This window comes from Streptomyces sp. C10-9-1, assembly GCF_024497955.1.
Taxonomy (GTDB): domain Bacteria; phylum Actinomycetota; class Actinomycetes; order Streptomycetales; family Streptomycetaceae; genus Streptomyces; species Streptomyces sanyensis.
The window spans coordinates 91,663-116,212 of sequence record NZ_JANHKP010000019.1 but is presented as its reverse complement, the minus strand read 5'-3'; the positions used below and the strand labels follow the sequence as shown (position 1 = coordinate 116,212).

Genomic DNA, 24,550 nt, shown 5'->3' with positions numbered 1-24,550 from the left:
CGTGGCGGGCCGCCGTGAATCGGTTGTGGCGGTCGTTCCTGGGCGACCGGCAATTCCGCCGCTCGACACGCTCGCTCCGCCACGGCGTACCCCGTGGCGGAGAATGGCTGGTATCCACTGCCTCGTGGCCGCAGGTCGCATCCCGGCCCGCTCGCACCGCAGCGCGCGGCAGGCCGTCCCGACGTGCTCCGGCCGCTGGCGACCCGGCCGGGCGGGTCCGCAAGGGCAGCACGATGACATGGCTTGAAATATTCGATTAATGGCTCGTTCTACATGACGACTTCCCCCGGAATGCGCCCGACGTGGCCTGAAGCGGACCCTACTCGACAAGTTGCCCGATGGGGAGACGAGAAGATGGCAGGTAGGGGCCGCATGACCGCTTGATGCCAGGTCCAGCGAATACGGAGAGAGCCGGACATGTCAGCATGAGCCGGGGGGAACGGCGGGAAGCGCGAGAAGCGTGAGCAGAATTCCCTGGCCCACCGCCCAACGACCCGTGAATACCCCCTCGCCCCCGGCGGAACGGAAGGGAACCGGAGCCGGCGGGCGGGCGGTGAACACCCCCGTGGGCAACAGCTCCACGGTGAAGTCGGCGAAGCCGAAGCGCCGCCCGAGCCAGGGGGAGAACGCCTTGTACGCGGCCTCCTTCGCCGAGACCGCGAGCCGCCGGGCGGCAGCCTCGCCCCCCGGCGGGAAGACCTCCGCGAGCCGTGCGCGCTCGGCCGCGCGCAGCGCGCGGCGGGCCACCGCCGGAGCCAGCGGCTCCACCGGCTCCGCGTCCACGCCGAGCGAGGCGTACGCGGCCGACCGCGCCACCGCCGCCGCCCGGTAGCCCCGGCAGTGGGTCATGCTGCCGACCACCCCGTCGGGCCACGCCGGGGCCCCCATCGGCCCCGGGACCAGCGCGACCGGAGCCACCCCCAGCCCGGCGAGGGCCCGCCGGGCGCACCCGCGGACCGTGGTGAACTCCCGTCTCCGCTCCGCCACCGCGTCCGCCACGCAGGCCAGTTCGTCCGGATGCAGCTCCGCGGCCCCGTCGGGGCCCGCGTCCCCCGTCGCCTCCGCGGTGAGTACCCCGGGGGGTGCGAGATCGGCCATCACCGCGCGAACTCCTTTCACGGCGCGCCGGTTTGACTCCCGCCGCCGGCCGCGTACGGAGCGTTCCCGTGCGCCTGCGGCGGCAGGGCCCCCCATGTGAAGATGGTGCGCAGGAGACGAGGGGCAGCGGGGAACCCGGGGGCGTGCTCAATGCTGGAACGGCTAGGACTCGACGGCCTGACCGCGGCAGTCTACAAACGCCTGATGAGCGGTCGGCACCACAGCGCCGAGGGCCTGGCGGACCATCTGGGGCGCCCCGTCGACGAGGTGGTCTCGGCACTGGGGCGCCTGGAGAAGCTGGACCTGCTCCACCCCGTCGGCGAGGGCGTCGGCCGGCTCGTCGACCCCCGGCTCGGCCTCCAGGCGCTGCTCTTCCGGCAGATGGCCGGAATCGAGTCCCGGCTCCGCGAGTTCGAGGAGGACCGGGCCGCCGTGCTCGCCCTCGTCGACCGCTATGCCGACCGCTTCTCCGAGGTGCACCGGGCGCCCGGAGGCGACAGCGGCAGCGAGTGCCTCTCGGGCCGCGAGGCGGTCGCAGAGCGGCTGCGCGGCCTCGCCGGGGCCGTCGGCAGCGAGTGGCTGGCCTTCCTCCCCGGCGGTGCCCCGGGGGAATGGCTGGAGACCGCCCAGGCACTGGAACGCCAGGTCCGCGGCCGGGGGGTGGCCACCCGCACCGTCTCCACGGACAGCGTCCGCAGCGACACCCGCGGCCTGCACGGCGACGGCTGGAGCGGCGGGCTCGGCTGCCCGGTCCGCACGGTGCCCTCGCTGCCCGTCCCCATGGTCATCGCCGACCGCGCCTGCGCGCTGCTCCCCGCCGACCCGGCCGACCCCTGGCGGGGTGTCGTCCAGCTGACGGCCCCGGGGACCCTGGAGGCCCTTGTCGCGCTGTTCGAAGGCGTCTGGGAGCAGGGCGTCCCGCTCGGCACCCCGACCCAGCCGGACGAGCACGGACTGAGCCCGCGGGAGAAGGAACTGCTGCGGCTGCTGGCCCGGGGGCTCAACGACGACGTCATCGGGCGCCGGCTCGGCGTCTCCCTGCGCACCGTCCGCAGGATCGTGGCCGACCTGTGCGTACGGCTGCGCGCCGCGAGCCGCTTCGAGGCCGGCTACCAGGCCGCCAAGCGCGGCTGGATCTGAGCCCGGCCCGAGGCGGCCCGGGGCGCTCCGCGCCCGGCGGCAACTTGCCCCCGTGAGTTGCCGGTGCGGTGCCTGGCACCGGCCGCGACGGATCGACCAGCATGCTCGCGAGGTCGGCCGTCCAGGCGACGGCCCGGATGACGGCCCGGGTCCGGTGGGACCCGATCGCGAAAGGACGGGGGGCGGACGGCGATGGCTCAGCCACGTCCCGACCAGACGGAACCCGGGGAGACGGGGGCCCCCGCGGAGGCCGCCGGGCACCTGTCGGACCACACCGGCGAACCCCCGGACGAGAAGGACCCGCGAGCCGCGGCGCGGGGCGGGAGCCCCGACGCGGGCGGGACGCCCCCCGGCGGCGGCTCCACCACGGGGCAGGGCCCCGCGGAGGGGGCCGGAGACGGCGGGGACGCGGACGGCACCGGGGACAGGCCGCCCTCCCTGTGGCGGAACCTCGACTACCTGTACTGGTGGACCGGGAACGGGCTGTCCACGCTGGGCACCAGCGTGTCCATGATCGCGTTCCCGCTGCTGATGCTGTGGGCCACCGGATCCGCCGCCCAGGCGGGCACCATCACCGGCCTGCAGATGCTCGGCAAACTGGCCACCCTCGCCGTCGGCGGGGCACTCGCCGACCGGGTCTCGCGCCGCGCCATCCTGTGCCTGTCCTCGCTGGCCGAGGCGCTGGCCATGGGCGCCGTGGCCCTGCTGGTCTACCGGGGCGACCCCTCCATCCCGGCGCTCGACGCGCTCGCCCTGGCCAGCGGCCTCGCCGCCGGCCTCAAGAACAGCGTGGCGGCGCCCGTGCTGCGCCGGGTGGTCCCCAAGGAACAGGTGCCCGACGCCACCGCACAGATGATGGGCCGCGACATGGTGGTCCAGCTGGTCGGGGCACCGCTCGGCGGCCTGCTCTACACCGTCGGCCGCTGGGTGCCCTTCCTCTTCGACGCCCTCTCCTTCCTCTTCATCACGGTCAGTTCGCTGCTGATCCGCCGTCCGCTGGGGCCCGACCGCGCCCCCGGCGGGGAGCAGCGGCACGGCCTCGTCGCGGAGATGCGCGACGGCGTGCGGATGATCCGCCGCAGCGACTACCTGGTGTTTACGCTCGTCTGGGGCGCGGTGCTGAACACCGTGGCCCAGGGGCTCACCCTGCTGTTCATCGTGCTGATCCACCACCGCGGGGGCGGGCCGAACGCGGTCGGCCTCGCCTCCTCGCTCGCCGTCGTCGGCGGCGTGGTGGGCGCGGTGGCGGCACCCAGCCTGATCCGCTCGCTGGGCGCGCGCCGGGTGCTGACGCTCGCCGCCTGGACCTTCGCCGGGTCCTTCGCCCTGGTGGCCCTGGTCCCCCAGCCGTGGCAGATCGGCCTGGTGATGCTGCTCGGCATGACCTGCATGGTGCCGATCAACGTCGTCACCGAGTCCTACGAGGTCCGGCTGGTGCCCGACGCCTACGTGGGACGCGTCGCGGCGACCAGCAGGTTCTGCTTCCAGGCCGTGCAGTGGATCGGGCCGCTGGCGGCCGGCGTGCTCGCCGACGCGATGGGCGCGCCCTCGGCGACGCTGCTCCTGGCCGGGCTGATGGTGCTGCTGGCGCTCGCCCTGCCGTTCGGCCGCCGCCACCTCGCCGTCCTCGACATCCCGCTCGCCGAGGTGGAGGAGCTCCCCGCGCCGACCGCGGGCGGCCCCGTCCCGAACCGCCCGGACGCCCCCGGCGGGCAGGAGCCCGCCGGGCCCCCCGCCGACGACGTGCTCACCGGCCCCGCGAAGGGCTCCCCCTGACCCGTGCGGGAGCGGGCGGCCCACCGCAACCAGGCGGCGACCGCCGACCGCACCGGACCACCACCCCGAGGACCCGAGGACACCCATGGAAGATCTCGTTCAGCCCGTCTCCCTGGTCCGCGTCGCCGAGCGCCTGCGCAGCGGCGACACGGAGCCGCTCGCCGAGGCGGAGCGCACGCTCCGGCGCATCGCCGAGGCGGACGGCACGGTACGGGCCTTCGTGCCCGAGCCGGACCGTGCCGGGCGGCTGCGCGCGGCCGCCCGGGAACTCGCGGCGCGGGGCACCGCGCCCGGCGACCGGCCCGCGCTGTACGGGGTGCCGGTCGGGGTGAAGGACATCGTGCACGTCGACGGTCTGCCCACGGCCGCGGGCTCCGCGCTGCCGCCGGAGGAACTGGCCGGTCCGCAGGCCGCGGTGGTGGACCGGCTGGTCGGGGCGGGCGCGCTGATCGCGGGCAAGACGGCCACCGGCGAGTTCGCCGTCACCGCCCCCGCCCCGACCCGCAACCCGCACCATCCCGACCACACACCGGGCGGCACCAGCAGCGGCTCCGCGGCCGCGGTGGCGGCGGGCATGGTCCCGCTCGCCGTCGGGACCCAGACGATCGGCTCGCTGATCCGCCCCGCCGCCTACTGCGGCGTGGTCGGCTTCAAGCCGAGCCACGGGCGCATCCCGCTGGACGGCGTGCTCCCGGTGGCGCCCACCTTCGACACGGTCGGCGTGGCCGCCGCCACCGTCGCCGACGCCGCGCTCGCCGCGGAGGTGCTCTGCGACGGCTTCGACCCCGCGAAGGCCCCCGCCCGCCGCCCGGTGCTCGGCGTCCCCGAGGGCCCCTACCTGGACTTCGCGGAGCCCGAGGCCCGCGCCGCCTACGACCGGCAGCTGACCGCGCTCGCCGCCGCGGGCTACGAGATCGCGCGCGTGCCCCTCTTCGAGAAGCTGGAGGAGGAGGCCTTCCCCCTGTTCGTGATCAACCTCTACGAACTCTCCCGGGCGCACGCCGACTGGTTCGGGCGCTTCGGGGAGCTGTACGACGAGCGCACCGCGCAGGCGATCGTCCAGGGCCAGGGAGCCTCCGAGGAGGACCACCGGGCGTGCCTGGAGCAGCGCGAGGACTTCCGCGGGGCGATCGCCGAGGCGGCCCGCGCCCACGGCGTGGACCTCTGGGCGGCCCCGGCGGCGACCGGCCCCGCCCCCGGGGACCTCGGCAACCCGGGCGAGTCGGTGATGTCGCTGCCGTGGAGCGGGGCGGGGCTGCCCTGCCTGACCCTCCCGCAGGCCCGCCCAAAGGGCGAACTGCCGCTGGGACTTCAGCTGGTGGGGCATCCGGGCGGCGACGAGGCGCTGCTCGCCTGGGCCGCCGAACTGGAGCGGCCGGTCTCCGGGGACGGCGCCTGAGACCTGCCGCGACGCCCCGCGGGGCCCCGGCCCCGAGCCATGCACAAGCGAACGGACACCGTATGGGCAGCAGTACAGTCGAGCTGGGCATCGTCAGCACCGGCACGGCCTTCGGCGAGCGGCGGAGTGTGGCCGAGACGGCAGCCGACTACGTCCCCGACCCCGAGGCGGTCCTCGCCCTCGGGTACACCTCGTACCACCGGGCCGCCGGGGGCACCACGGCGACCCGCCTCGCCGCCGACGCCTCCCGTGAGGCCCTGGAGATGGCCGGCCTCGACATCGGCGAGGTGGACCTGATCGTCCTCGGCAACTCCGACGTCCCCGAGTACCTGGGCTGGGACCCGTCCGCCGCCCTCGCGCGGGAGCTGGGCTCCCGGGAGACGCCGACCGTCCTGCTCGCCCAGTCCTGCGCCGCCTGGTCGGTGGCGCTCGACCACGCCGCCGGGGCGATGGCGCTCTCGCCCGAGACCGGCACGGTGCTGGTGGTCCTGGTCAACGTGGTGAGCGAGGCGCACACCAACCGGATGGAGTTCAACGGGTCGATCGCCAGCGACGGGGCGGTGGCCGCGGTGCTGCGGCGCGACCACCCCCGGCTGCGCCGCCTCTCCTCCGCCCGGACCACCAACCCCGAGTACGCGGACCTCTTCCGGATCGAGTACGGCGGCGCCGCGGCGCCCCTCCCGCCGCAGGGGAGCGCGGACCTGGTCGTGGACCCGATGGCCCGGGTGTACCGGCACTTCGGGCGGGACCCCGAGCGGTTCCAGGGGTTCATGCGGGAGATCGGCGACCGTCTCGCGGCCGTCGTCGGCACCGCGCTCGCCCGCGCCGGGCGCGAGCGCGGCGAACTCGCCCGCGTCATCCACCTCAACGACAGCCGCCAGGCGATCGCGAACGCCGCGGAGGCCCTCGGGATCCCGCTCGACCGCACGAACGCCCGGCTCGCCGCCGAGCTGGGGCACATGGGCGCCGCCGACCAGCTCGTCTGCCTGTGGAAGCACATCGAGCGGGGCGAACTCGCCAAGGGCGACCTGGTGGCGCTGGTCGGTGTCGCGGCGCCCGGCATGCACTGGTTCTGCACCCTGATCGAGATCTGACGCGGCGCCCGCCGGGCCGCGCCGAACGAAGCACCGGAAGGAAGCACCATGCCCGCCGAGCCCCCCGCCGCCACGGCCGTGCCCGACGTCCTGGACGGCGACATCGCCGCGTTCGTCGTCGAGCGGTTCCTCCCCGGCGTGGACGCCGGGGAACTCGACCCCGACTACGACCTGCTGGCCACCGCCGTGATCGACAGTCTCGGCATCCTGCACATCGCCGCCTGGCTGGAGCAGCGGTACGGCATCGTCCTGCCGGACGCCGACCTGGCCGGCCGCAACTTCCGCACGGTGGCGGCCATCAGGGCCGTCGCCGAACGCGCGGCGCGCGGGGAGGGCGGCGCATGAGCCCGTCGTTCGTCGAGGCGTTCGCCCGGCACGCCGCCGACCGGCCCGGTGCCCCGGCGCTCGTCTGGGAGGACCGGCCGGTCGGCTACGCCGAGCTGTACGCCCTGGCCTGCCGGGCGCGGGCGCAGGTGGAGGCCGCGGTCCCGGACGACGGCCGCCCGGTGGGCCTGCGCGTGCGCAAGTCGCCGGAGACCGTCGCCCTGGTGCTGGGCTGCCTGCTGGCGGGCCGCAGCTTCCTGCTCCCCTCGCACGAGCTGCCCGACGCCCCGTTCGGGGAACTCTGCCGGCAGGCGGGCTGCTCCGCGGTGCTCTCGACGCTGCCGGGACCGCTGGTGGACGTCGTCGTGGACCCGCACACCGGTCCGGCCACGCCCGCCGGGCACCCGGGCGGCGGACCCGGGGGCCTGCCGCTGCCCCGGAGGACCGCCGAGGACGCGCCCGGCTTCCTGCTCACCACCTCGGGCTCCACCGGACTGCCCAAGGTCGTCCCCCTGCCCTACGGGGCCGTGACGCGCTTCTCGGGCTGGGTGGGCGAGACCTTCCGTGTCGGCCCGGGCACCGCCGTGCTCAACTACGCGCCGCTCAACTTCGACATCAGCCTGCTGGACGTCTGGTCCACGCTGGCCTGCGGCGGGACGGCGGTGCTGGTCGACCCGGAGCGCGCCACGGTGCCCCGGCACCTGCGCGAGCAGATCGTCCGGCACCGGGTCAGCGTGGTCCAGGGCGTCCCGCTGCTCTTCCGGCTGCTGCTGGAGACGGCGGAGCAGGGGCCGCTGGAGGGCCCCGAGCACGTCGTCTTCGCCGGGGACGCGATGCCCGGCCGCCTCCTCGACGAGCTGCCCCGGCTGCTGCCGGGGGCGCGCTGGTACAACAACTACGGCTGCACCGAGACCAACAACAGCTTCCTCCACGAGGTGGACCGCACCCTGCCCGTCACCGCGCCGCTGCCGATCGGCCGCCCGCTGCCGGGAGTCGAGTGGCTGATCACCGGCGGGGACGGCCGGGCACTGCACGGCCCGGGCAGCGGGGAGCTGCTGGTCAGCACCCCGTTCCAGACGGCGGGCTACGCGAACGCCGCCTCCGGCGAACGCTTCGGCCCGCACCCGGACGGCGTCGCGGGCCGGGTCTACTACCGCACGGGGGACCTCGCCACCCGCGAGGCGGACGGCACGGTGCGCCTGGTCGGACGGCAGGACTTCCTGGTGAAGGTCCGCGGTTTCCAGGTCAGCACGCAGAGCGTGGAGGGCGTGCTGCTGGAGCACCCGGAGGTGGTGGAGGCGGCGGTCGTGGCCCTGCCGGACCCGGTCGCCGGGCACCGCCTGCACGCCCGCATCCGGCTGACCGGTCCCGGTGCGGCGGGGGTGCTGGCGCTGCGGCAGCACTGCGCGCAGCGCTCGGCTCGCGCGGCGGTGCCGGCCGTCATCGAGACCGTCCGGGAGCCGCTGCCGCGCACGTCCACGGGGAAGGTGGACCGCAACCGGATCCGGGAGCAGCTGCTGGCCGCCGGGGGCTGACGGGCGGGACCGCCCGGGGGCGAGGGAGGGCCGCCGGTCCGCTCGGCGGGCGTGGTCGGCGGGGGCCTGCGGGGAGGCGGGTGGATCGCGCACAGCCCGCCGGGGGCGGGCGGGTCAGGATGCGACGAGGCGGTCGGCGGAGCGCGGGCGATGCCCTGCCCGGTGCCGGCGGCCTTCGGCTCCGGCAGTGTCGCGTCGGCGGGAACGCCGGGAGCACGCCCGCGTGTTCGCGGAAGTGCACCGCTTCACCGCGGGGAGACACGCTGCCGGTGGCCGGGCTGCCGCCGCCGGTGGACAGGGCGGGAAGGAGCCCGGTCGCGCACCGATCGACGGCGCAGGTGCTGCCGCCGAGGCCAGCGCAGCCCCGCGTGACGGCCGCGTCGCACGGGCGGGGTCGGTGCCCCTTGGGGTGGCAGTCCCGGATCAGCCGGGCGGCCTGCCGCCGGACTTCGGTGATGCGCTGCGGTCGTCCGCCGGCCACTCGCTGCTCCCCGCCGGACGGGCGTCCCGCGTTCGCCGTGGACGTCCCTCGTGGCCTTGTTCACCGGTTCGGTTCCGGCGCGGGCGACGACGTCGGGTGCCACTCGCGGCGGAGCAGGCCGAAGACCCAGGAGTCGGAGACGTCGCCGTTGACGACGCAGTCCTCGCGGAGGGTGCCTTCGCGGACGAAGCCGAGCTTCTCCAGGACCCGGGCGGACGCCACGTTGCGCGTGTCGGTCTCGGCCTGGACGCGGTTCAGGTCCAGGGTGTCGAACGCCCACCGCAGGACGGCGTGCGCGGCCTCCGTGGCGTAGCCGTGGCCCCACGCGGCGGCGTCGAGGACGTAGCCGAGGGACGCGCTGCGGAAGTCCGGGTTCCAGCCGGTCAGGCCGCACCAGCCGATGAACGCGCCGTCGCGGACGCGGTCGACGGCCACCCGGGCTCCCGTGCCCTCCTCCTCGATCGTCCGGCAGGTCGCGATGAAGCGCTGGGCGCGGGCCGGTTCGGTCCAGGGTGGGGAGTCCCAGTAGCGCAGCACGTGGGCGCTGCTGTGCAGCGCGTACAGCGACGCCGCGTCGGTGCCGGTGAACGGCCGCAGTCGCAGGCGGGCGGTGCGCAGTTCGGGGGTGGGCAGGGTCATGCGGAGCATCCTGCCGCGTCACGCCCGCCCCGGGCCATCCGTGTGCCCGGACGCCCGGGGACCGCACCCGTGGGCCTGGCACGTGGGCCGCCCGGCTCCTGCGGCCGGGCGGCCCCTCCTGCGTGGTGCGCTCCGGTGCGGGGGCCGGGGGTGTACCCCGCGCACCGGAGCGCGGTCTCATCGGCGGGCGTCGCGGAAGGCCGTGAAGACCCCGATCGCCGCACCCAGCAGCACGAGCAGCGCCATGCCGTCGTAGACGGGGTCCGGGGAGTCCCACAGCGCCGTGGCGTCGGCCAGGAACTCGGGGTTGAGCAGGAGCTGGCGGTGCAGCACCCAGGCCAGCGGCAGGCTGAACAGCGCCTGGGCGGCCGTGTACCAGGCGGCCAGACGCAGGGTCCAGCCACCCGCGGCGACCCGGGCGACACCGACGGCCGCCAGGGCGGCCAGTCCGCCGAGGACGGGCCAGATCCAGCCCGACCACAGGGCGGGGTCCAGGACCTCGACCGGGGTGCCGTCACCGAGCCGGTAGGGCCGGGCGGTGTGCTGCCAGAACACCAGGGCGATGAGCACCACGTGGGCCGCCGCGGCCAGGCTCGCGGCGGCCGTGCCGGTGCGCTCGCCCTGCCGGACCTCGGGCAGGTCCTCCGGGGACCAGGCGGCCGCGGAGGCGAGCATGCCGCGCGGGCGGCGCATCCGGTCGGCGGCGGCGTAGAGCAGGGTGACCGCGGCGAAGAGCTGGGCGCCGAAGGAGAAGAGGGTGCCGGCGCCGGTGGCCAGCGCCTGGCCCACGCCGCGCCCGTCCAGGAGGTCGAGCACCGTGAACACGACGGCCACGACGGGGAGCAGACCGGCCATCAGCGGGCGCAGGAGGCGGACGTAGGAGGGGTAGAGGTCGGGCCCGATGAACGCCGCGGGCCGGTCGGTGTACCGGGCGGCGTAGCGCACGGGGTCGCCGAGTTCGATCAGCACCTCGCGTTCCGCGGCCCGGGGGTCGGCACCGGGGCGGCCGTCGACGGTGTCGGCGATGGTGGCGCGCAACTCCTGCGCGATGTCCTGGCGCTGGTCGGCGGGGAGCCGCCGGACGACCTCATGCACGTAGCGCTCGGTGAGCGTGCTCGTGCTCATCCGTTCTCCTTGGTGAGTCGTGAGATCGAGGCGACGAGGTCCTCCCATTCCCGCACCAGGGAGGTGCGGACGCGGGAGCCGTCCGGGCTGACCCGGTAGAACTTCCGCGGCCGGGACTCGTCGGTGTTCCATTCGCTGGTGAGCAGGCCCTGCTTCTCCAGCCGGCGGAGCAGCGGGTAGAGCGTGTTGCCGTCGACGGAGACCCCCGCTTCGTTGAGGGTCTCCAGCAGGGCGTACCCGTACTGGGGCGTGCGGAGCAGCGCCAGGCAGGCCAGCACGACCGTCCCGCGGCGCAGCTCCTGAGCCTGGCTCAGGGACAGTTCTTCTACGGCCACGAACGACACCATACTGTGCGGCGCACACTAATGCCAGACCTACATCATGGTGACGACCACAGGAATGTGCCTCGCCCCAGGCGAGGGCCCGGGCTCCCGCACGGCACGAGGCCCGGGGCCCGGCGCGCGTGCTGCGCGCCGGGCCCCGGGCCTCGCGGCACGGCGGTGGACGGCCGGGGCCGCCCCTCGGCCGTCAGGAGCAGCGGACGGCCACGTACCCGTCGCTGCCCGTCAGGACGTAGGCGTCCGAGACGAACTGGCCGTCGGCGATGTTGTCCCAGATGTTGCTGGTGCCGTAGGGGCCGGTGACCCACTGGCCGGCCGTCTGGCAGTTGACCGGCACGCTCGCCCCGTACGGCAGCACCCGGACCACCCGGTACTGCGTGCCCGGCCCCGAGCGCACGTTCAGCCGGACCCCCGGTGCGACCGGGTACCGCGGCACCGTGTACCCCGCCGTCCGCACCCCTTCGGCCCCCGCGCCGGACACCTCGTCGACCCCCATGGCAACCCCCGTCGTCACGTCCTCGCGGACCACCTCGGCCCGCCGCGCGCAGGCTAGCAAGCGATGGCCGAATCGCATGCGTCATCGACTAGGCTCCGAGCGTCGCGTGTGCGCACCATCGGACGGGGGTGGGGATGCCGCCGCTGCGGAGCACCGGGGCGTTCCCGGACGCGGAACAGCCCGGGCAGGCCGGGCAGTACCGGCTGGAGGAGTGCCTGGGGCACGGCGGGATGGGTGTCGTGCACCTGGCGTCCTCGGCGTCCGGGCTGCGGCTGGCGGTCAAGGTGGTGCACGCCGAGCACGCGGCGGACCCCGAGTTCAGGGCGCGGTTCCGGCAGGAGGTCGCCGCGGCCCGCCGGGTGAGCGGGGCCTTCACCGCGCCGGTCGTCGACGCCGATCCGGACGCGCCGCGCCCGTGGATGGCCACCCTGTTCATCGAGGGCCCCACCCTGGCCGAGGAGGTCAAGGGCCACGGACCGCTGGACTCCGCGCGCTTGCGCCGGGTCGGGGCGGGCCTGGCGGAGGCGCTGCGCGACATCCACCGGGCCGGAGTGGTCCACCGTGACCTCAAACCGGGCAACGTGCTGCTCGCCCGGGACGGGCCGAAAGTCATCGACTTCGGCATATCCCGCCCGCGCGACAGCGAACTGCGCACCGAGACGGGGAAGCTGATCGGGACACCGCCGTTCATGGCGCCCGAGCAGTTCCAGCGCCCCCGGGAAGTCGGCCCCGAGGCCGACGTGTTCGCGCTCGGTGCGGTGCTGGTGCACGCGGCGACGGGTCGCGGCCCCTTCGACTCCGACAGCCCCTACATCGTGGCCTACCAGGTCGTGCACGACGACCCCGACCTGACGGGCGTGCCCGGCGACCTGGTGCCGCTGCTGCGCCGCTGCCTCGCCAAGGACCCGGCCGACCGCCCCTCCCCGTACGAGGTGATGGTGGCTCTGCGGGCGGCCTCGCCCTCGGCCGCCCACGACACCCAGGCCCACATCCCGGCGCAGCGGGGGTCCGGCCCGGACACCGCGGCCGATCGGCCCGCGGCCGGCGCCGGGGAGGCGGAGGGGACCCGCGGAGGGCGGGCCCCCGCGGGGGCTCGGGCGCTCCCTCCGCACCGCTCCCGGCCGCGGCGCCGCGCCGTACGGCTGGTCTCGGCCGCCTGCGCAGCGGTGGCCGCCGCCGCGGTGGCCTTCTCCGTCGCGGCACCCGGGGACCGCGGGGGCGGGTCGCCCGCGCCCGCGGCGAACACGGCCGACGGTGCCCTCCGGCCGTGGAGCGTGCCGCTGCGGGAGGCGTCCGGCAGCGGCATCCCCGCGTGCACGGCCTCGGCGGGCGCGGTGTTCTGCACGGCGCCGGGGACGACCGCGGTGCGGCTGGAGGCGGCCGACGGCACGACCGCCTGGACGGCCGGAGCGCACGCCCGTCCCGGCGGGGGCGAGGCACCGGTGCTCTCCGGCGGCCTGCTGCAGGTGACCCCCTCGGGCGGCGGGCGGCACCGGGCGCTCGACCCGGAGAGCGGGGAGGTGCGCTGGGAGCGCGACGCCTCCGGCCACGCGGCGGTGCGCGTCGCCGGCGGCCTGGTGCTGCTGGTGTCCGCGGACGGCCGGCTCGATGCGCTGGACGCGGCGACGGGAGCCGTGCGCTGGACCGCCCGGGGCCGGGCCGGGGCGCAGTGGGTGGCCTCGCCCGGCGGGCCGCTGCTCGCCGTCACCCCGTCGGCCGACGGGTCCGCCACCACCGTCGGCGCGGTGGCGCCGGACGACGGCCGGCCGCTGTGGGAGCGGAGGCTGGACGGGCTGCTCTCCCCGGTGGAACCGGCGGGGCCCGCGCTGCACCTGCTGGCCTCGGACCTCGACGGCTTCACCGATGCCGTGGTGCGCCTGGAGCTCTCCGGTGCGGACGGCTCGGTGACCCGCGTCCCGCTCGACGCGCCCGTGGACCAGGCCCAGGCTGCCGCGCACGGCGACACCGTGCACGTCACGGGGGCGGGCGGCTCGCTGATCGCGGTGGACACGGCAGCGGACGGCGGGCGGGGCGCGCAGCTGTGGCGGCTGGAGACCGCGGCGGCAAGGCTCTCCCGCCCGGCGGCGGGGGCGGGCGCGGTCTTCGTCTCGTCCGGGGACGGGCGCCTGCTCGCGGTGGACGCGGCCCGGGGCACCCTCGTGGGCCAGAGCGACCCCCGGATGCACACCGGGCGGAACACCTTCAGCCCGCGGCTGCCCGCCCCGGTGCTCGCCGGGGGCCGGGTCCACGCGACGGCACCCGACGGCAGCGTCTTCGCCCTGGACGCGGCCGCCCCCGGCGGCTGGTGACGGCCCCCGCGACCGGCCCGGGGCGGGTCGCGGGGCCGTGGGCGGTCAGCCGAGCCTGGAGACGTCGCGGACGGCGCCCTTGTCGGCGCTGGTCGCCATGGCGGCGTACGCCCGCAGCGCGGCCGACACCTTGCGCTCGCGGTCCCGGGGGGCGTAGACCCCGCCCAGGGCCTCGCGCCGGGCGTCCAGGGTCGCCTCGTCCACCAGCAGCTCGATGGAGCGGCCGGGGATGTCGATGCGGATGCGGTCCCCGTCCTCGACGAGGGCGATGGTCCCGCCGGAGGCGGCCTCCGGGGAGGCGTGGCCGATCGACAGGCCCGAGGTGCCTCCGGAGAAGCGGCCGTCGGTGACGAGGGCGCAGGCCTTGCCGAGCCCGCGGCCCTTCAGGAACGAGGTCGGGTACAGCATCTCCTGCATCCCCGGACCGCCGCGCGGGCCCTCGTAGCGGATGACGACCACGTCGCCCGCCGCGATCTCCTTGCGGAGGATCTTGTCGACGGCCTCGTCCTGCGACTCGCAGACCACGGCCGGGCCCTCGAAGGTCCAGATCGACTCGTCGACGCCCGCGGTCTTCACCACGCAGCCGTCCACGGCGAGGTTGCCCTTCAGCACGGCGAGGCCGCCGTCCGCGGAGTAGGCGTGCTCCACGTCGCGGATGCAGCCGCCCGAGGCGTCGAGGTCCAGGGTGTCCCACCGCTCGGACTGGGAGAACGCCTCGGCGGAGCGCCTGCAGCCCGGGGCGGCGTGCCACAGCTCGACGGCCTCCTCGGAGGGGGAGCCCCCGCGCACGTCCCAGGTGTCCAGCCACTCCTTGACGGAGGCCGCGTGGACGGTGTGGACGTCCTCGTTCAGCAGGCCGCCGCGGTACAGCTCGCCGAGGATCGCCGGGATGCCGCCCGCCCGGTGCACGTCCTCCATGTAGTACGTGCCGCCGGGGGCGACGTTCGGCGCCACCTTGGCCAGGCAGGGCACCCGGCGGGAGACCTGGTCGATGTCGGAGAGGTCGTAGTCGAGCTCGGCCTCCTGGGCGGCGGCCAGCAGGTGGAGGATCGTGTTGGTCGAGCCGCCCATGGCGATGTCCAGGGCCATCGCGTTCTCGAAGGCGGCGCGGGTGGCGATGCTGCGCGGCAGGACGGAGTCGTCACCGCCCTCGTAGTGGCGCCTGGTGATGTCCACGACGGTGCGGGCCGCGTTCTCGTACAGGGCGCGGCGGGCGGTGTGGGTGGCGAGGACGGAGCCGTTGCCCGGCAGGGAGAGGCCGATCGCCTCGGTCAGGCAGTTCATCGAGTTGGCGGTGAACATGCCGGAGCAGGAGCCGCAGGTCGGGCAGGCGTTCTCCTCGATGCGGAGGATGTCCTCGTCCGAGACGTTCTCGTCGACCGCGTCGGCGATCGCGTTGATCAGGTCCAGCTTGCGGACGGTGCCGTCGACCAGGGTCGCCTTGCCGGCCTCCATCGGCCCGCCGGAGACGAAGACGGTGGGGATGTTCAGGCGCAGCGCGGCCATCAGCATCCCGGGGGTGATCTTGTCGCAGTTGGAGATGCAGATCAGGGCGTCGGCGCAGTGCGCCTCCACCATGTACTCGACCGAGTCGGCGATCAGGTCGCGCGAGGGCAGCGAGTAGAGCATCCCGCCGTGGCCCATCGCGATGCCGTCGTCGACGGCGATGGTGTTGAACTCGCGCGGCACCGCCCCCGCCGCCTTGATCGCCTCCGAGACGATCCGGCCGACCGGCGCGAGGTGGGTGTGACCGGGGACGAACTCGGTGAAGGAGTTGGCGACGGCGACGATGGGCTTGCCGATGTCCTCACTGGCTACGCCCGAGGCGCGCATCAGGGCGCGGGCGCCCGCCATATTGCGTCCGTGGGTGACCGTGCGGGACCTCAGCTCGGGCATCGTCGCTCGCTCCTCGTGATGGTTGTGCCTGGGTCGAGCGTACGCCGTCGCTCCAAGATCTGGACAGCTTGCCCGGGATGTGGGACGCGGAGACCGCCCTGCGGGCGGCCGGTGCGCCGGCCCCGCGGCCGGGCTCAGACCTCGCCGGGGCCCGCGCCGCCACCCGCGGGGCCCCGGCCGCCGGGCGGGCCGGCCGGAGCGTCACCCGCCGCGTCCGCCGCGGTCAGGTAGCGCTGGAGGGACGGCGCGACCAGCCGCACGATCTCCTCCGGGTCGGACGACGCCAGGGGCTCCACGCGCAGCACGTACCGCAGCACGGCCACGCCGACCATGTGCGAGGCCGCCAGCTCGGCCCGCAGCCGGGGGTCGGGCACCTCCAGCTCCGCGGCCACCCTCTCCAGCAGCCGCCGCAGCACGAAGCCCCTCAGCACGGCGGCCGCGGCCTCGTGGGTGAGCGCCGACCGGATGACCGCCAGCAGCGGGGCGCGGGTGGCGGGGTTCTCCCAGACGCCGATGAAGAAGCGGGCCAGCCGCTCGCCGATGCCCTCCGCACCCTGCCCGAGGATCTGCGGGACGATCATGGCGGGCTCGAAGGACAGCTCGATGGCCGCGGCGAAGACCTCGTCCTTCGTGCCGAAGTAGTGGTGCACCAGCGCGGCGTCCACCTCCGCGGCGCGGGCGATCCCCCGCATGGTGGTCCTGTCGTAGCCGCGCTCGGCGAACTCGGTGCGGGCGGCCTGCAGGATCCGCTCCCGGGCCCCGGGGCGCGCGTCGGCCGCCCGGCGCGCGGGGCGGCCCCGTCGTCTGGGCTCCTCGGTCACCTGGCGGGCTCCTCGGTGGTGGGCGGCGGGGTCGGGTCGGCGGCCGGGCGGGCACGGCCCCCGTCGCCGGGCGCGCCCCGGGCCCCCGGCCGGGGGCGGACGGGGCGGTCCGGGCCGGTCACGGACCGGGCGTGCGGGAGGAGGCCAGATGCAGCCGGGTGAAGGCCAGGGCCTCGGCGAGGTCCGCCTCGCGCTCCGCCGCGGACATCGCCCGGCGGGTGTTGACCTCGATGACGACGTCACCCCCGAAGCGGCCGTGGGCCAGCCGCTCCAGCAGCTCGGCGCAGGGCTGGTCGCCGCGGCCGGGCACCAGGTGCTCGTCCTTGGCCGACCCCCTGCCGTCGGCGAGGTGCACATGGGCGAGCCGGTCGCCCATCCGGTCCACCATCGCCAGGGTGTCGGTGCGCGAGGTCGCGGTGTGGGACAGGTCGACCGTGAAGTGGCGGTAGTCGTCCTTGGTCACGTCCCAGTCGGGCGCGTAGGCGAGCATCTCCCGGTCGCGGTAGCGCCAGGGGTACATGTTCTCCACGGCGAAGCGGACGTCCGTCTCGTCGGCCATCCGCCAGACGCCCCGCACGAACTCGCGCGCGTAGCCGCGCTGCCAGCGGAACGGCGGGTGGACGACCACCGTCGAGGCGCCCAGCCTCTCGGCGGCGGCACGCGCACGCTGGAGCTTGGTCCAGGGGTCGGTGGACCAGACCCGCTGGGTGATCAGCAGGCACGGCGCGTGCACCGCGCGGACCGGGATGCCGTGGTAGTCGGAGAGCCTGCGCAGCGCCTCGACGTCCTGGCTGACCGGGTCCGTCCAGACCATGACCTCGACACCGTCGTAGCCGAGGCGCGCGGCGACCTCGAAGGCCGTCGCCGTGCTCTCCGGGTAGACGGAGGCCGTCGACAGGACGACCTTCGCGTCCGGAATGCGCAGCACTGGTTCTGACACGGGAGACAGCCTACGGGGGCCGCTCAGCGGGCCGGGAGGTGATCGAGGCGGCGCAGGATGACTCCCTCGCGCAGGGCCCAGGGGCAGATCTCCAGCTCGGCGGCGCCGAAGAGGTCCATCGCGGCCTCGGCGACCAGGGCGCCCGCCAGCAGCTGGGCCGCCCGGCCCGGGGAGACGCCCGGGAGGGCGGCGCGCTCCTCGACGGTCATCGCACCGAGCCGGGGGAGCCACTCGGCGAGTGACGAACGACTCAGGTCCCGCTGCACGTACAGGCCCTCCGCGGACCGCGCGGCACCGGCGATCCTGGCGAGCTGCTTGAAGGTCTTCGAGGTGGCCACGATGTGGTCGGGGCGGCCGAGCCGGCTGAACTCCCCGACGGTGCGGGCGATCTCGGTGCGCACATGGCGGCGCAGCGCCCGGACGTCCTCGGGGTCCGGCGGGTCCCCGGGCAGCAGGCTGGCGGTCAGCCGCCCGGCGCCGAGGGGCAGCGAGACGGCCGCGTCGGGCTCCTCGTCCATGCCGTAGGCGACCTCCAGCGAACCGCCGCCGATGTCCAGCACGAGCAGACGGCCCGCGGACCAGCCGAACCAGCGGCGGGCGGCGAGGAAGGTCAGCCGCGCCTCCTCCTCACCGGACAGGACGGTCAGGTCCACCCCGGTCTCGTCCTTCACCCGGGCCAGGACGGCCTCGGCGTTGACGGCCTCGCGCACGGCCGAGGTCGCGAAGGCCAGCACCTCCTCGCACCCCTGGTCCTCGGCGGCGTGCTGCGCTTCGCCGATGGTCTTGACCAGCTCGTCGACGCCCTCGGGCGAGATGGCGCCCGCCTCGTCCAGCAGCTCCGCGAGGCGGAGTTCCGCCTTGTGCGAGTGCGCGGGCAGGGGGCGGGCGCCCGGGTGGGCGTCCACTGCGAGCAGGTGCACCGTGTTCGATCCGACGTCGAGGACTCCGAGTCTCATGGGCGGAACGCTACTGCGGTCTCGCGCATACGCTGGAGCCGTGCCAAAGACGAACAAGACGAAGCCGGGCAAAACAGCCCCCGGCCCGGTGACCGAGCAGGACGAGAAGGGCCTGGACTTCGCCCGGGCGTGGGCGGAGTTCCCCGACCCCGCCGACCCCGAGCAGGTCTTCCGCTGCGACCTGACCTGGCTGACCTCCCGCTGGACCTGCATCTTCGGCAGCGGCTGCCAGGGCATCCGGGCGGGCCGCGCCGACGACGGGTGCTGCACGCTGGGCGCCCACTTCTCGGACGAGGACGACGAGCGGCGGGTGTCGGAGCACGTGGCGCGCCTCACCCCGGAGCTCTGGCAGTTCCACGAGACGGGCACCGGCACCGGCTGGGTGCAGCAGGACGAGGACGGGGAGCGCCAGACCCGCCGCTGGAAGGGCTCCTGCATCTTCCAGAACCGTCCCGGCTTCCCGGGCGGTGCGGGCTGCGCGCTGCACATCCTGGCCCTGCGGGAGGGCCGGGAGCCGCTGGAGACCAAGCCCGACGTGTGCTGGCAGCTGCCCGTGCGCCGCACCTACGACTGGATCGAGCGGCCCGACGACTCCCGGGTGCTCCAGATCTCCATCGGGGAGTACGACCGCCGGGGCTGGGGCCCGGGCGGTCACGACCTGCACTGGTGGTGCACCTCCGCGACCTCGGCGCACGGGGCCGGCGAACCGGTCTACGTGAGCTACCGGGCCGAGCTGACCGAGCTCATGGGCAAGGCGGCCTACGAGGTGCTGGTGGAGCTGTGCGAGGCCCGCCTCGCCTCCTCGCTGCCGCTGGTGGCCCCGCACCCGGCGGACCCTCCCCCCGCGGAGACCGCGGACGGCGCGAAGGGCTGACGCGCCCCCGGCGGGCCCCGCGGACGGCGACCGCCGGGCCCGTCCGGCGGAGGGCGGCCCGGGGACGCTCATCCCGCCGGGTCCGGCGACGGGTCCTCCGCCGACGGCCGGGGGGAGGGCGACTGCCCCCCGCCGGAGGGGTCCGGCGACGGCACGGGCTCGGAGGGCTCCGGCGAGGGCGGCGGATCGGAGGGCTCCGGCGAGGGGTCCGGACCGGGTCCGGAGGGGTCCGGCGACGGCGGCGGATCGGAGGGCTCCGGCACGGGGTCCGGGCCGGGGGCGGGCGGCGGGGGTGTTCCCGGCTGCGGGCCGCTGCCCCGCAGGACGACGACGAACCCGGAGGGGTCGACGCCCATCCGGGCCCGCCACGGTCCGGAGGGCTGGCGCGAGGCGTCCACCGTGATGCGGAGAGTGATCGTTTCGCCCGGTTCCAGGACGCCGGAGCTCCGGTCGGCGACCAGCCAGAAGGCGTCCGTCCGCCACCGCCACGCGACCGGCGACGCGCCGGAGGCGGACAGGGTGACCAGCGTGGCCCCGCCCGCGGACCGTGCCCGGACGGTGAGCCGGCCGGGGCCCCGGTCGTGCGCGGACGGCGGCGAGGGGGTCCCGGTGCCGACCACCTCGACGGAGACCGCGGGCCGGTCGCGGCCCGGGGAGAGGCGGGGGCCGGACCCCGCGTTGGCGCTGCCCGCGTTCTCGTAGCGCCCGTAGCCGCCGTCCTCGCCGCCCTCGGCCTCCTCGGCGCTGACCGCGGTGGCGCGCTCCCCCTCCTCCGCGGGCGGCTCCGAGCGGTAGGCCGCCCACAGCGCGAGCACCGGGGCCGCCACGACGGTGGCCACGACGGTCGTGGTCACGGCCCGGGCGCGCAGGCGGTCCCGCCGGGCCGCCTGGTCCCTGGCGTCCAGCGGGAAGCCGTCCGGGCCGAGCCGGGGCCCGGAGGACCGGGCCCGGGAGGCGGGGAGCGCGGCGAGGTACGCGGCGGAGCGCGGGGCCTGGACCAGCGGCAGCGCGGCCGGGGTCCGGCAGGAACCGGGCCAGGGCCCGCCCGCGCCCTCCCGCTCCGCCGCCCGGCGGCAGCGGGGGCAGTCGTCGACGTGGCGCACCAGCTCGCGCCGCAGCGCGGCCGAGACCAGCACCCGGCTGTCCCCCGCGAGGCGGGCGACGGCCGGGCAGGTGCCCTTCTCGACGACGGCGAGGGCCGCGCGCGTGCGCTCCAGCTCGCAGGCCGCGGAAGCCAGCAGCTCCCGTGCGGCCGTGGTGCCCAGCCCGAGGACGGCGGCCACCTCCGCGGGCCCGAGGCCGTGGCGGACCGAGAGCTCCAGCGCCTCCCGCTGCTCGGGGGTGGTACCGGCCGCCTCCGGCCACGCGAGGCGGGCCAGCTCGGCGCGCAGCTCCTCGTCCTGCGCGGGGTCGGGGACGGAGCGGACGCGACCGGAGTGCGCCCCGGGGCGCCTGCGCCGGTCCTCGGCCATCCGGCGCAGGCAGGCCCAGCGGGCCAGCGCGTAGAGCCAGGCCCTGCGGCGCTCCTCGCCCGAGGGGCAGCGTCCGCGGTGGCGGTCGGCGGCGGCGAGCACCTCGCCCAGCGCCGCGGTCGCCGCCCCGCGGTCGCACAGCACGGAGAGGCAGTAGGTGAACAGGCCGTCGAGATACGGCTCGTGGCGCGCGGCGGACCGCGCCGACGTGGTACGCACCGGACGGCGGCGCGCCCGGTGTGCGCCGGTGGTGCGGGACGGGGGTTCCAGCCTGCTGCTCGTCACTCCGTGACCGTAGGGGCAGGGGCGCAGCCCCTTCGCACCGCTTGAGCGCTTTTAACCCCTAAGGGTGAACATGGAGCCCGAGGGGGAGCGGGGGCGGACCACGGCGGGGAACGGCGCACGCCGGGTTCCGCAGCGCGCCCGGGCCGGGCGCGGGCCGCCGCGGCCGGGGTGTCGGCGGGCACCGATACGGTGTGCCCATGGCTGCTGCCCGTACCAGGTCCGCGAAGGACCGCCCCGCCTACCGCTGCACCGAGTGCGGCTGGACCACCGCGAAGTGGCTCGGCCGCTGCCCCGAGTGCCAGGCGTGGGGCACCGTCGAGGAGCAGGGCGCACCGGCCGTCCGCACCACCGCCGCGGGGCGGGTGACCAGCGCCGCGCTGCCCATCGGCCAGGTCGACGGTCGGCAGGCCGCCGCCCGCAGCACGGGGGTGGACGAGCTCGACCGGGTGCTCGGCGGCGGGCTGGTGCCCGGCGCCGTGGTCCTGCTGGCGGGCGAGCCGGGGGTGGGCAAGTCCACCCTGCTGCTCGACGTGGCGGCCAGGGCCGCGAGCGAGGAGCGCCCCACCCTCTACGTCACCGGCGAGGAGTCGGCGAGCCAGGTGCGGCTGCGCGCCGACCGCATCGGCGCCCTGCACGACCACCTGTACCTGGCCGCGGAGACGGACCTCTCCTCGGTGCTGGGCCACCTGGACGCCGTCAAGCCCTCCCTGCTGGTCCTGGACTCGGTGCAGACGGTGGCGTCCCCGGAGATCGACGGCGCGCCGGGCGGCATGGCCCAGGTGCGCGAGGTGGCGGGCGCGCTGATCCGGGCCTCCAAGGAGCGCGGCATGTCCACGCTGCTGGTCGGCCACGTCACCAAGGACGGCGCCATCGCGGGCCCGCGGCTGCTGGAGCACCTGGTCGACGTGGTGCTCCACTTCGAGGGCGACCGGCACGCCCGGCTCCGGCTGGTGCGGGGTGTGAAGAACCGCTACGGGGCGACCGACGAGGTGGGCTGCTTCGAGCTGCACGACGAGGGGATCACCGGCCTCGCCGACCCCTCGGGCCTCTTCCTGACACGGCGCGCCGAGCCGGTCCCGGGCACCTGTCTGACCGTGACCCTGGAGGGCCGCCGCCCGCTCGTCGCCGAGGTGCAGGCCCTGACGGTCGACTCCCAGATCCCCTCGCCCCGGCGCACCACCTCCGGGCTGGAGACCTCGCGGGTCTCGATGATGCTCGCCGTGCTGGAGCAGCGTGGCCGGATCTCGTCCCTGGGCAAACGGGACATCTACAGCGCCACGGTGGGCGGCGTGAAGCTCTCCGAGCCGGCCGCGGACCTCGCCGTCGCCCTCGCCCTGGCCTCGGCGGCGAGCGACACCCCGCTGCCCAAGAACCTGGTGGCGATCGGCGAGGTCGGCCTCGCGGGCGAGGTCAGACGGGTCACGGGCGTCCAGCGCAGGCTGGCCGAGGCCCACCGCCTGGGCTTCACCCACGCGCTCGTCCCGGCCGATCCGGGGCGTGTGCCGGCCGGGATGAAGGTCACGGAGGTCGCCGACATGGGCGATGCCCTGCGGGTCCTCCCCCGTGGCCGGAGGAAGGCGCCCGAAGGCGCCTGAGACGTAGTCCCCACGGGACGACGGGGCTCGCCGGTAGACTTTGCCCTGGTCTCGCCCACCCGTACGAGCCGGAGGAGTGCAGTGGCAGCCAAGGACGGGGCAGCAGCACCCGGAAAGTCCGGCCAAGGCACGGGCAACGAAGCGCAGATCCGCGCGGCCCTGAGCGCGGTCGCCCCGGGCACCGCGCTGCGGGACGGACTGGAGCGCATCCTGCGGGGCAACACCGGAGGACTGATCGTCCTCGGCCTCGACAGGACGGTCGAGTCGATGTGCACCGGCGGCTTCGTGCTGGACGTCGAGTTCACCGCGACCCGGCTGCGCGAGCTGTGCAAGCTGGACGGCGCGCTCATCCTCGACAAGGACATCTCCAAGATCCACCGGGCCGGGGTGCAGCTGGTCCCGGACGCCTCCATCCCCACCGAGGAGACCGGCACCCGCCACCGCACCGCGGACCGGGTCTCCCGGCAGTGCGGCTTCCCGGTGGTGTCGGTCTCCCAGTCGATGCGCCTGATCGCGCTCTACGTGGACGGCGAGCGCCGCGTCCTGGAGGAGTCCGCGGCGATCCTCTCCCGGGCCAACCAGGCCCTGGCCACCCTGGAGCGCTACAAGCTGCGCCTGGACGAGGTGGCGGGCACGCTCTCCGCGCTGGAGATCGAGGACCTGGTCACGGTCCGGGACGTCACGGCCGTGGCGCAGCGGCTGGAGATGGTGCGCCGCATCGCCACCGAGATCGCCGAGTACGTGGTGGAGCTGGGCACCGACGGCCGGCTGCTCGCCCTCCAGCTGGACGAGCTGATCGCGGGAGTGGAGCCCGAGCGGGAGCTGGTCGTGCGGGACTACGCGCCCGAGGCCACCGCCCCCCGGACGGGCACGGGCCGCGGCTCCCAGCGCTCGCGCACGGTCCACGAGGCGCTCGCCGACCTGGACGCCCTGAGCCACACCGAGCTGCTGGAACTGCCCGTGGTGGCGCGTGCCCTGGGGTATAGCGGGTCGCCCGAGACCCTGGACTCGGCGGTGTCCCCGCGGGGCTACCGCCTGCTGGCGAAGGTCCCCCGGCTGCCCGGCGCGATCATCGAGCGCCTGGTGGAGCACTTCGGCGGCCTGCAGAAGCTGCTCGCGGCCAGTGTGGACGACCTCCAGGCGGTGGACGGCGTGGGCGAGGCACGCGCCCGCAGCGTCCGCGAGGGCCTGTCCCGGCTGGCGGAGTCGTCGATCCTGGAGCGCTACGTCTGAGGGACTCCCCGTGCGAGGGCGTCAGGTCCGGTGGGCGGCAGCTGCCGCCTGACGGCTGATCCGTCCCCGGAGCCCGGTGTCCCCGACGACGATCCGGGTGGTCGCCGGGTCACCGGCGACCTCGGTGAGGGTGGCGTGGCCGCGGGTCCTCCCGGGGTCCCCCGGGTGGCCGGAGACGTAGTCGATCACCATGGCGTTCCTGCTGCATGACAGGGAAGCCCAGCGCCCGGCACCGTCCGCACCGGAGACGGCCCCGTAGGGGCCTCCCGGGTAGGCGTCGCTTCCCTGACCCTCGCCGGGAAAGCCCGACTCCAGGCGGATTCCGCCTTCCGCGCTGCCGCCGGGGTCGCTCAGGAGGCCGCACGCGTCCTCCGTCACGTACGCGAGCAGGCGGTCGTGCGGGGAGGAGAACTCGGCCAGGACGGTGAGACGTCCCGCGTCCTCGGGGAGTGGGCCGCCGCCCGGGGAGATCGGTTCGAGCCGGGCGAGGGGGGTGGCGTGATGCGCGGTCGAGGGCCGCGGCTCATGAGGTCCCGCACTGCTCACGCATCCCGTGAGCACGGAGAGGAGGGCGGCCACGGGCACCCAGGCCCGGTTGCTGTCGGCCACGACGGACGCGTCTCCCTTCGTCGGGCGGCCCCGGCCACCGTGCCCACGGGTGAGCAGGGGTCAGGAGGCGCGGCTGGGCCGGGGCTCCGCTCCCGCCGCGGAGTTCGGGGCC

21 protein-coding genes are annotated in these 24,550 nt (G+C 75.8%); 10 read left to right on the top strand and 11 right to left on the bottom strand.

Going from position 1 to position 24,550, the window contains the following annotated elements; all coding sequences use genetic code 11:
• Nucleotides 1–420: 420 nt before the first annotated feature.
• Complete coding sequence (locus NPS70_RS24900) at nt 421–1,098, bottom strand: 4'-phosphopantetheinyl transferase (RefSeq protein WP_256526644.1); 678 nt, start codon at nt 1,096–1,098, stop codon at nt 421–423.
• A gap of 204 nt (nt 1,099–1,302) precedes the next feature.
• Between NPS70_RS24900 and NPS70_RS24895 the strand changes: the two genes are divergently transcribed.
• The 6 genes from NPS70_RS24895 to NPS70_RS24870 all read left to right on the top strand — a co-directional run bounded on the left by NPS70_RS24895 (nt 1,303) and on the right by NPS70_RS24870 (nt 8,366).
• Nucleotides 1,303–2,238: a LuxR C-terminal-related transcriptional regulator gene (locus NPS70_RS24895; protein WP_256526643.1), complete on the top strand. Its 936-nt coding sequence runs from the start codon at nt 1,303–1,305 to the stop codon at nt 2,236–2,238.
• A 192-nt stretch (nt 2,239–2,430) separates the two neighbouring features.
• Nucleotides 2,431–4,014 carry an MFS transporter gene (locus NPS70_RS24890; protein ID WP_256526642.1) on the top strand — a complete coding sequence of 528 codons (1,584 nt, stop codon included), beginning with the start codon at nt 2,431–2,433 and terminating at the stop codon, nt 4,012–4,014.
• 85 nt (nt 4,015–4,099) lie between these two features.
• Nucleotides 4,100–5,413 (top strand): amidase, encoded by a 1,314-nt coding sequence (locus NPS70_RS24885; protein ID WP_256526641.1) that lies wholly within the window; start codon nt 4,100–4,102, stop codon nt 5,411–5,413.
• 62 nt (nt 5,414–5,475) lie between these two features.
• Complete coding sequence (locus NPS70_RS24880) at nt 5,476–6,507, top strand: 3-oxoacyl-[acyl-carrier-protein] synthase III C-terminal domain-containing protein (protein WP_256526640.1); 1,032 nt, start codon at nt 5,476–5,478, stop codon at nt 6,505–6,507.
• Between the two features lie 48 nt (nt 6,508–6,555).
• Nucleotides 6,556–6,852: an acyl carrier protein gene (locus NPS70_RS24875; RefSeq protein ID WP_256526639.1), complete on the top strand. Its 297-nt coding sequence runs from the start codon at nt 6,556–6,558 to the stop codon at nt 6,850–6,852.
• A complete protein-coding gene (locus NPS70_RS24870; RefSeq protein WP_256526638.1) occupies nt 6,849–8,366 on the top strand; it encodes an AMP-binding protein in 1,518 nt (505 codons plus the stop codon). The genes NPS70_RS24875 and NPS70_RS24870 overlap by 4 nt, the downstream gene beginning before the upstream one ends.
• A gap of 541 nt (nt 8,367–8,907) precedes the next feature.
• On the opposite strand, the gene NPS70_RS24865 is transcribed toward NPS70_RS24870, so the two are convergent.
• From NPS70_RS24865 to NPS70_RS24850, 4 genes are all read right to left on the bottom strand, one after another.
• Nucleotides 8,908–9,486 (bottom strand): GNAT family N-acetyltransferase, encoded by a 579-nt coding sequence (locus NPS70_RS24865; RefSeq protein ID WP_256526637.1) that lies wholly within the window; start codon nt 9,484–9,486, stop codon nt 8,908–8,910.
• 177 nt (nt 9,487–9,663) lie between these two features.
• A complete protein-coding gene (locus tag NPS70_RS24860) occupies nt 9,664–10,611 on the bottom strand; it encodes a hypothetical protein (protein ID WP_256526636.1) in 948 nt (315 codons plus the stop codon).
• Nucleotides 10,608–10,946 (bottom strand): PadR family transcriptional regulator, encoded by a 339-nt coding sequence (locus NPS70_RS24855; protein ID WP_256526635.1) that lies wholly within the window; start codon nt 10,944–10,946, stop codon nt 10,608–10,610. Before NPS70_RS24855 ends, NPS70_RS24860 begins: the two co-directional genes overlap by 4 nt.
• A 193-nt stretch (nt 10,947–11,139) precedes the next feature.
• Nucleotides 11,140–11,448: an SH3 domain-containing protein gene (locus NPS70_RS24850; protein WP_256526667.1), complete on the bottom strand. Its 309-nt coding sequence runs from the start codon at nt 11,446–11,448 to the stop codon at nt 11,140–11,142.
• A 134-nt stretch (nt 11,449–11,582) separates the two neighbouring features.
• Between NPS70_RS24850 and NPS70_RS24845 the strand changes: the two genes are divergently transcribed.
• Entirely contained in the window at nt 11,583–13,757 is a 2,175-nt protein-coding gene (locus tag NPS70_RS24845) for a serine/threonine-protein kinase (protein WP_256526634.1), read from the top strand.
• Between the two features lie 45 nt (nt 13,758–13,802).
• On the opposite strand, the gene ilvD is transcribed toward NPS70_RS24845, so the two are convergent.
• The 4 genes from ilvD to NPS70_RS24825 all read right to left on the bottom strand — a co-directional run bounded on the left by ilvD (nt 13,803) and on the right by NPS70_RS24825 (nt 18,370).
• Nucleotides 13,803–15,653, bottom strand: coding sequence for a dihydroxy-acid dehydratase (gene ilvD, locus NPS70_RS24840; protein WP_256526633.1), 1,851 nt, complete (start codon nt 15,651–15,653; stop codon nt 13,803–13,805).
• 134 nt (nt 15,654–15,787) lie between these two features.
• Complete coding sequence (locus tag NPS70_RS24835) at nt 15,788–16,474, bottom strand: TetR family transcriptional regulator (protein ID WP_256526632.1); 687 nt, start codon at nt 16,472–16,474, stop codon at nt 15,788–15,790.
• Nucleotides 16,475–16,592: 118 nt separating this feature from the next.
• Nucleotides 16,593–17,414, bottom strand: a complete 822-nt coding sequence (locus tag NPS70_RS24830; RefSeq protein WP_256526631.1) for a sugar phosphate isomerase/epimerase — start codon at nt 17,412–17,414, stop codon at nt 16,593–16,595.
• Nucleotides 17,415–17,437: 23 nt separating this feature from the next.
• On the bottom strand, nt 17,438–18,370 hold the full coding sequence (locus tag NPS70_RS24825) for a Ppx/GppA phosphatase family protein (RefSeq protein WP_256526630.1): 933 nt from the start codon (nt 18,368–18,370) through the stop codon (nt 17,438–17,440).
• 40 nt (nt 18,371–18,410) lie between these two features.
• Here NPS70_RS24825 and NPS70_RS24820 point away from each other — a divergent pair, with 40 nt between their 5' ends.
• Complete coding sequence (locus NPS70_RS24820) at nt 18,411–19,244, top strand: hypothetical protein (RefSeq protein ID WP_256526629.1); 834 nt, start codon at nt 18,411–18,413, stop codon at nt 19,242–19,244.
• 68 nt (nt 19,245–19,312) lie between these two features.
• Here the strand turns inward: NPS70_RS24820 and NPS70_RS24815 are convergent, their stop codons facing one another.
• The gene (locus NPS70_RS24815; RefSeq protein WP_256526628.1) at nt 19,313–21,001 is read right to left on the bottom strand and encodes a hypothetical protein; all 1,689 of its coding nucleotides are present in this window, start codon (nt 20,999–21,001) and stop codon (nt 19,313–19,315) included.
• 197 nt (nt 21,002–21,198) lie between these two features.
• Between NPS70_RS24815 and radA the strand changes: the two genes are divergently transcribed.
• The gene (gene radA, locus NPS70_RS24810) at nt 21,199–22,596 is read left to right on the top strand and encodes a DNA repair protein RadA (protein ID WP_256526627.1); all 1,398 of its coding nucleotides are present in this window, start codon (nt 21,199–21,201) and stop codon (nt 22,594–22,596) included.
• A gap of 81 nt (nt 22,597–22,677) precedes the next feature.
• A complete protein-coding gene (disA, locus tag NPS70_RS24805; RefSeq protein WP_256526626.1) occupies nt 22,678–23,829 on the top strand; it encodes a DNA integrity scanning diadenylate cyclase DisA in 1,152 nt (383 codons plus the stop codon).
• A 21-nt stretch (nt 23,830–23,850) separates the two neighbouring features.
• Here disA and NPS70_RS24800 read toward each other — a convergent pair whose 3' ends face one another.
• Nucleotides 23,851–24,438 (bottom strand): hypothetical protein, encoded by a 588-nt coding sequence (locus tag NPS70_RS24800; protein ID WP_256526625.1) that lies wholly within the window; start codon nt 24,436–24,438, stop codon nt 23,851–23,853.
• Nucleotides 24,439–24,550 lie beyond the last annotated feature (112 nt).

Bases quoted from the DNA above. Each gene is read 5' to 3' on its own strand.
- NPS70_RS24875 (WP_256526639.1), top strand. From the start codon at position 6,556: ATGCCCGCCGAGCCCCCCGCCGCCACGGCCGTGCCCGACGTCCTGGAC.
- ilvD (WP_256526633.1), bottom strand. From the start codon at position 15,653: ATGCCCGAGCTGAGGTCCCGCACGGTCACCCACGGACGCAATATGGCG.
- NPS70_RS24880 (WP_256526640.1), top strand. From the start codon at position 5,476: ATGGGCAGCAGTACAGTCGAGCTGGGCATCGTCAGCACCGGCACGGCC.
- NPS70_RS24865 (WP_256526637.1), bottom strand. From the start codon at position 9,486: ATGACCCTGCCCACCCCCGAACTGCGCACCGCCCGCCTGCGACTGCGG.
- NPS70_RS24825 (WP_256526630.1), bottom strand. From the start codon at position 18,370: ATGAGACTCGGAGTCCTCGACGTCGGATCGAACACGGTGCACCTGCTC.
- NPS70_RS24885 (WP_256526641.1), top strand. From the start codon at position 4,100: ATGGAAGATCTCGTTCAGCCCGTCTCCCTGGTCCGCGTCGCCGAGCGC.
- NPS70_RS24860 (WP_256526636.1), bottom strand. From the start codon at position 10,611: ATGAGCACGAGCACGCTCACCGAGCGCTACGTGCATGAGGTCGTCCGG.
- NPS70_RS24895 (WP_256526643.1), top strand. From the start codon at position 1,303: ATGAGCGGTCGGCACCACAGCGCCGAGGGCCTGGCGGACCATCTGGGG.
- NPS70_RS24890 (WP_256526642.1), top strand. From the start codon at position 2,431: ATGGCTCAGCCACGTCCCGACCAGACGGAACCCGGGGAGACGGGGGCC.
- radA (WP_256526627.1), top strand. From the start codon at position 21,199: ATGGCTGCTGCCCGTACCAGGTCCGCGAAGGACCGCCCCGCCTACCGC.
- NPS70_RS24845 (WP_256526634.1), top strand. From the start codon at position 11,583: ATGCCGCCGCTGCGGAGCACCGGGGCGTTCCCGGACGCGGAACAGCCC.
- NPS70_RS24900 (WP_256526644.1), bottom strand. From the start codon at position 1,098: ATGGCCGATCTCGCACCCCCCGGGGTACTCACCGCGGAGGCGACGGGG.
- NPS70_RS24850 (WP_256526667.1), bottom strand. From the start codon at position 11,448: ATGGGGGTCGACGAGGTGTCCGGCGCGGGGGCCGAAGGGGTGCGGACG.
- NPS70_RS24870 (WP_256526638.1), top strand. From the start codon at position 6,849: ATGAGCCCGTCGTTCGTCGAGGCGTTCGCCCGGCACGCCGCCGACCGG.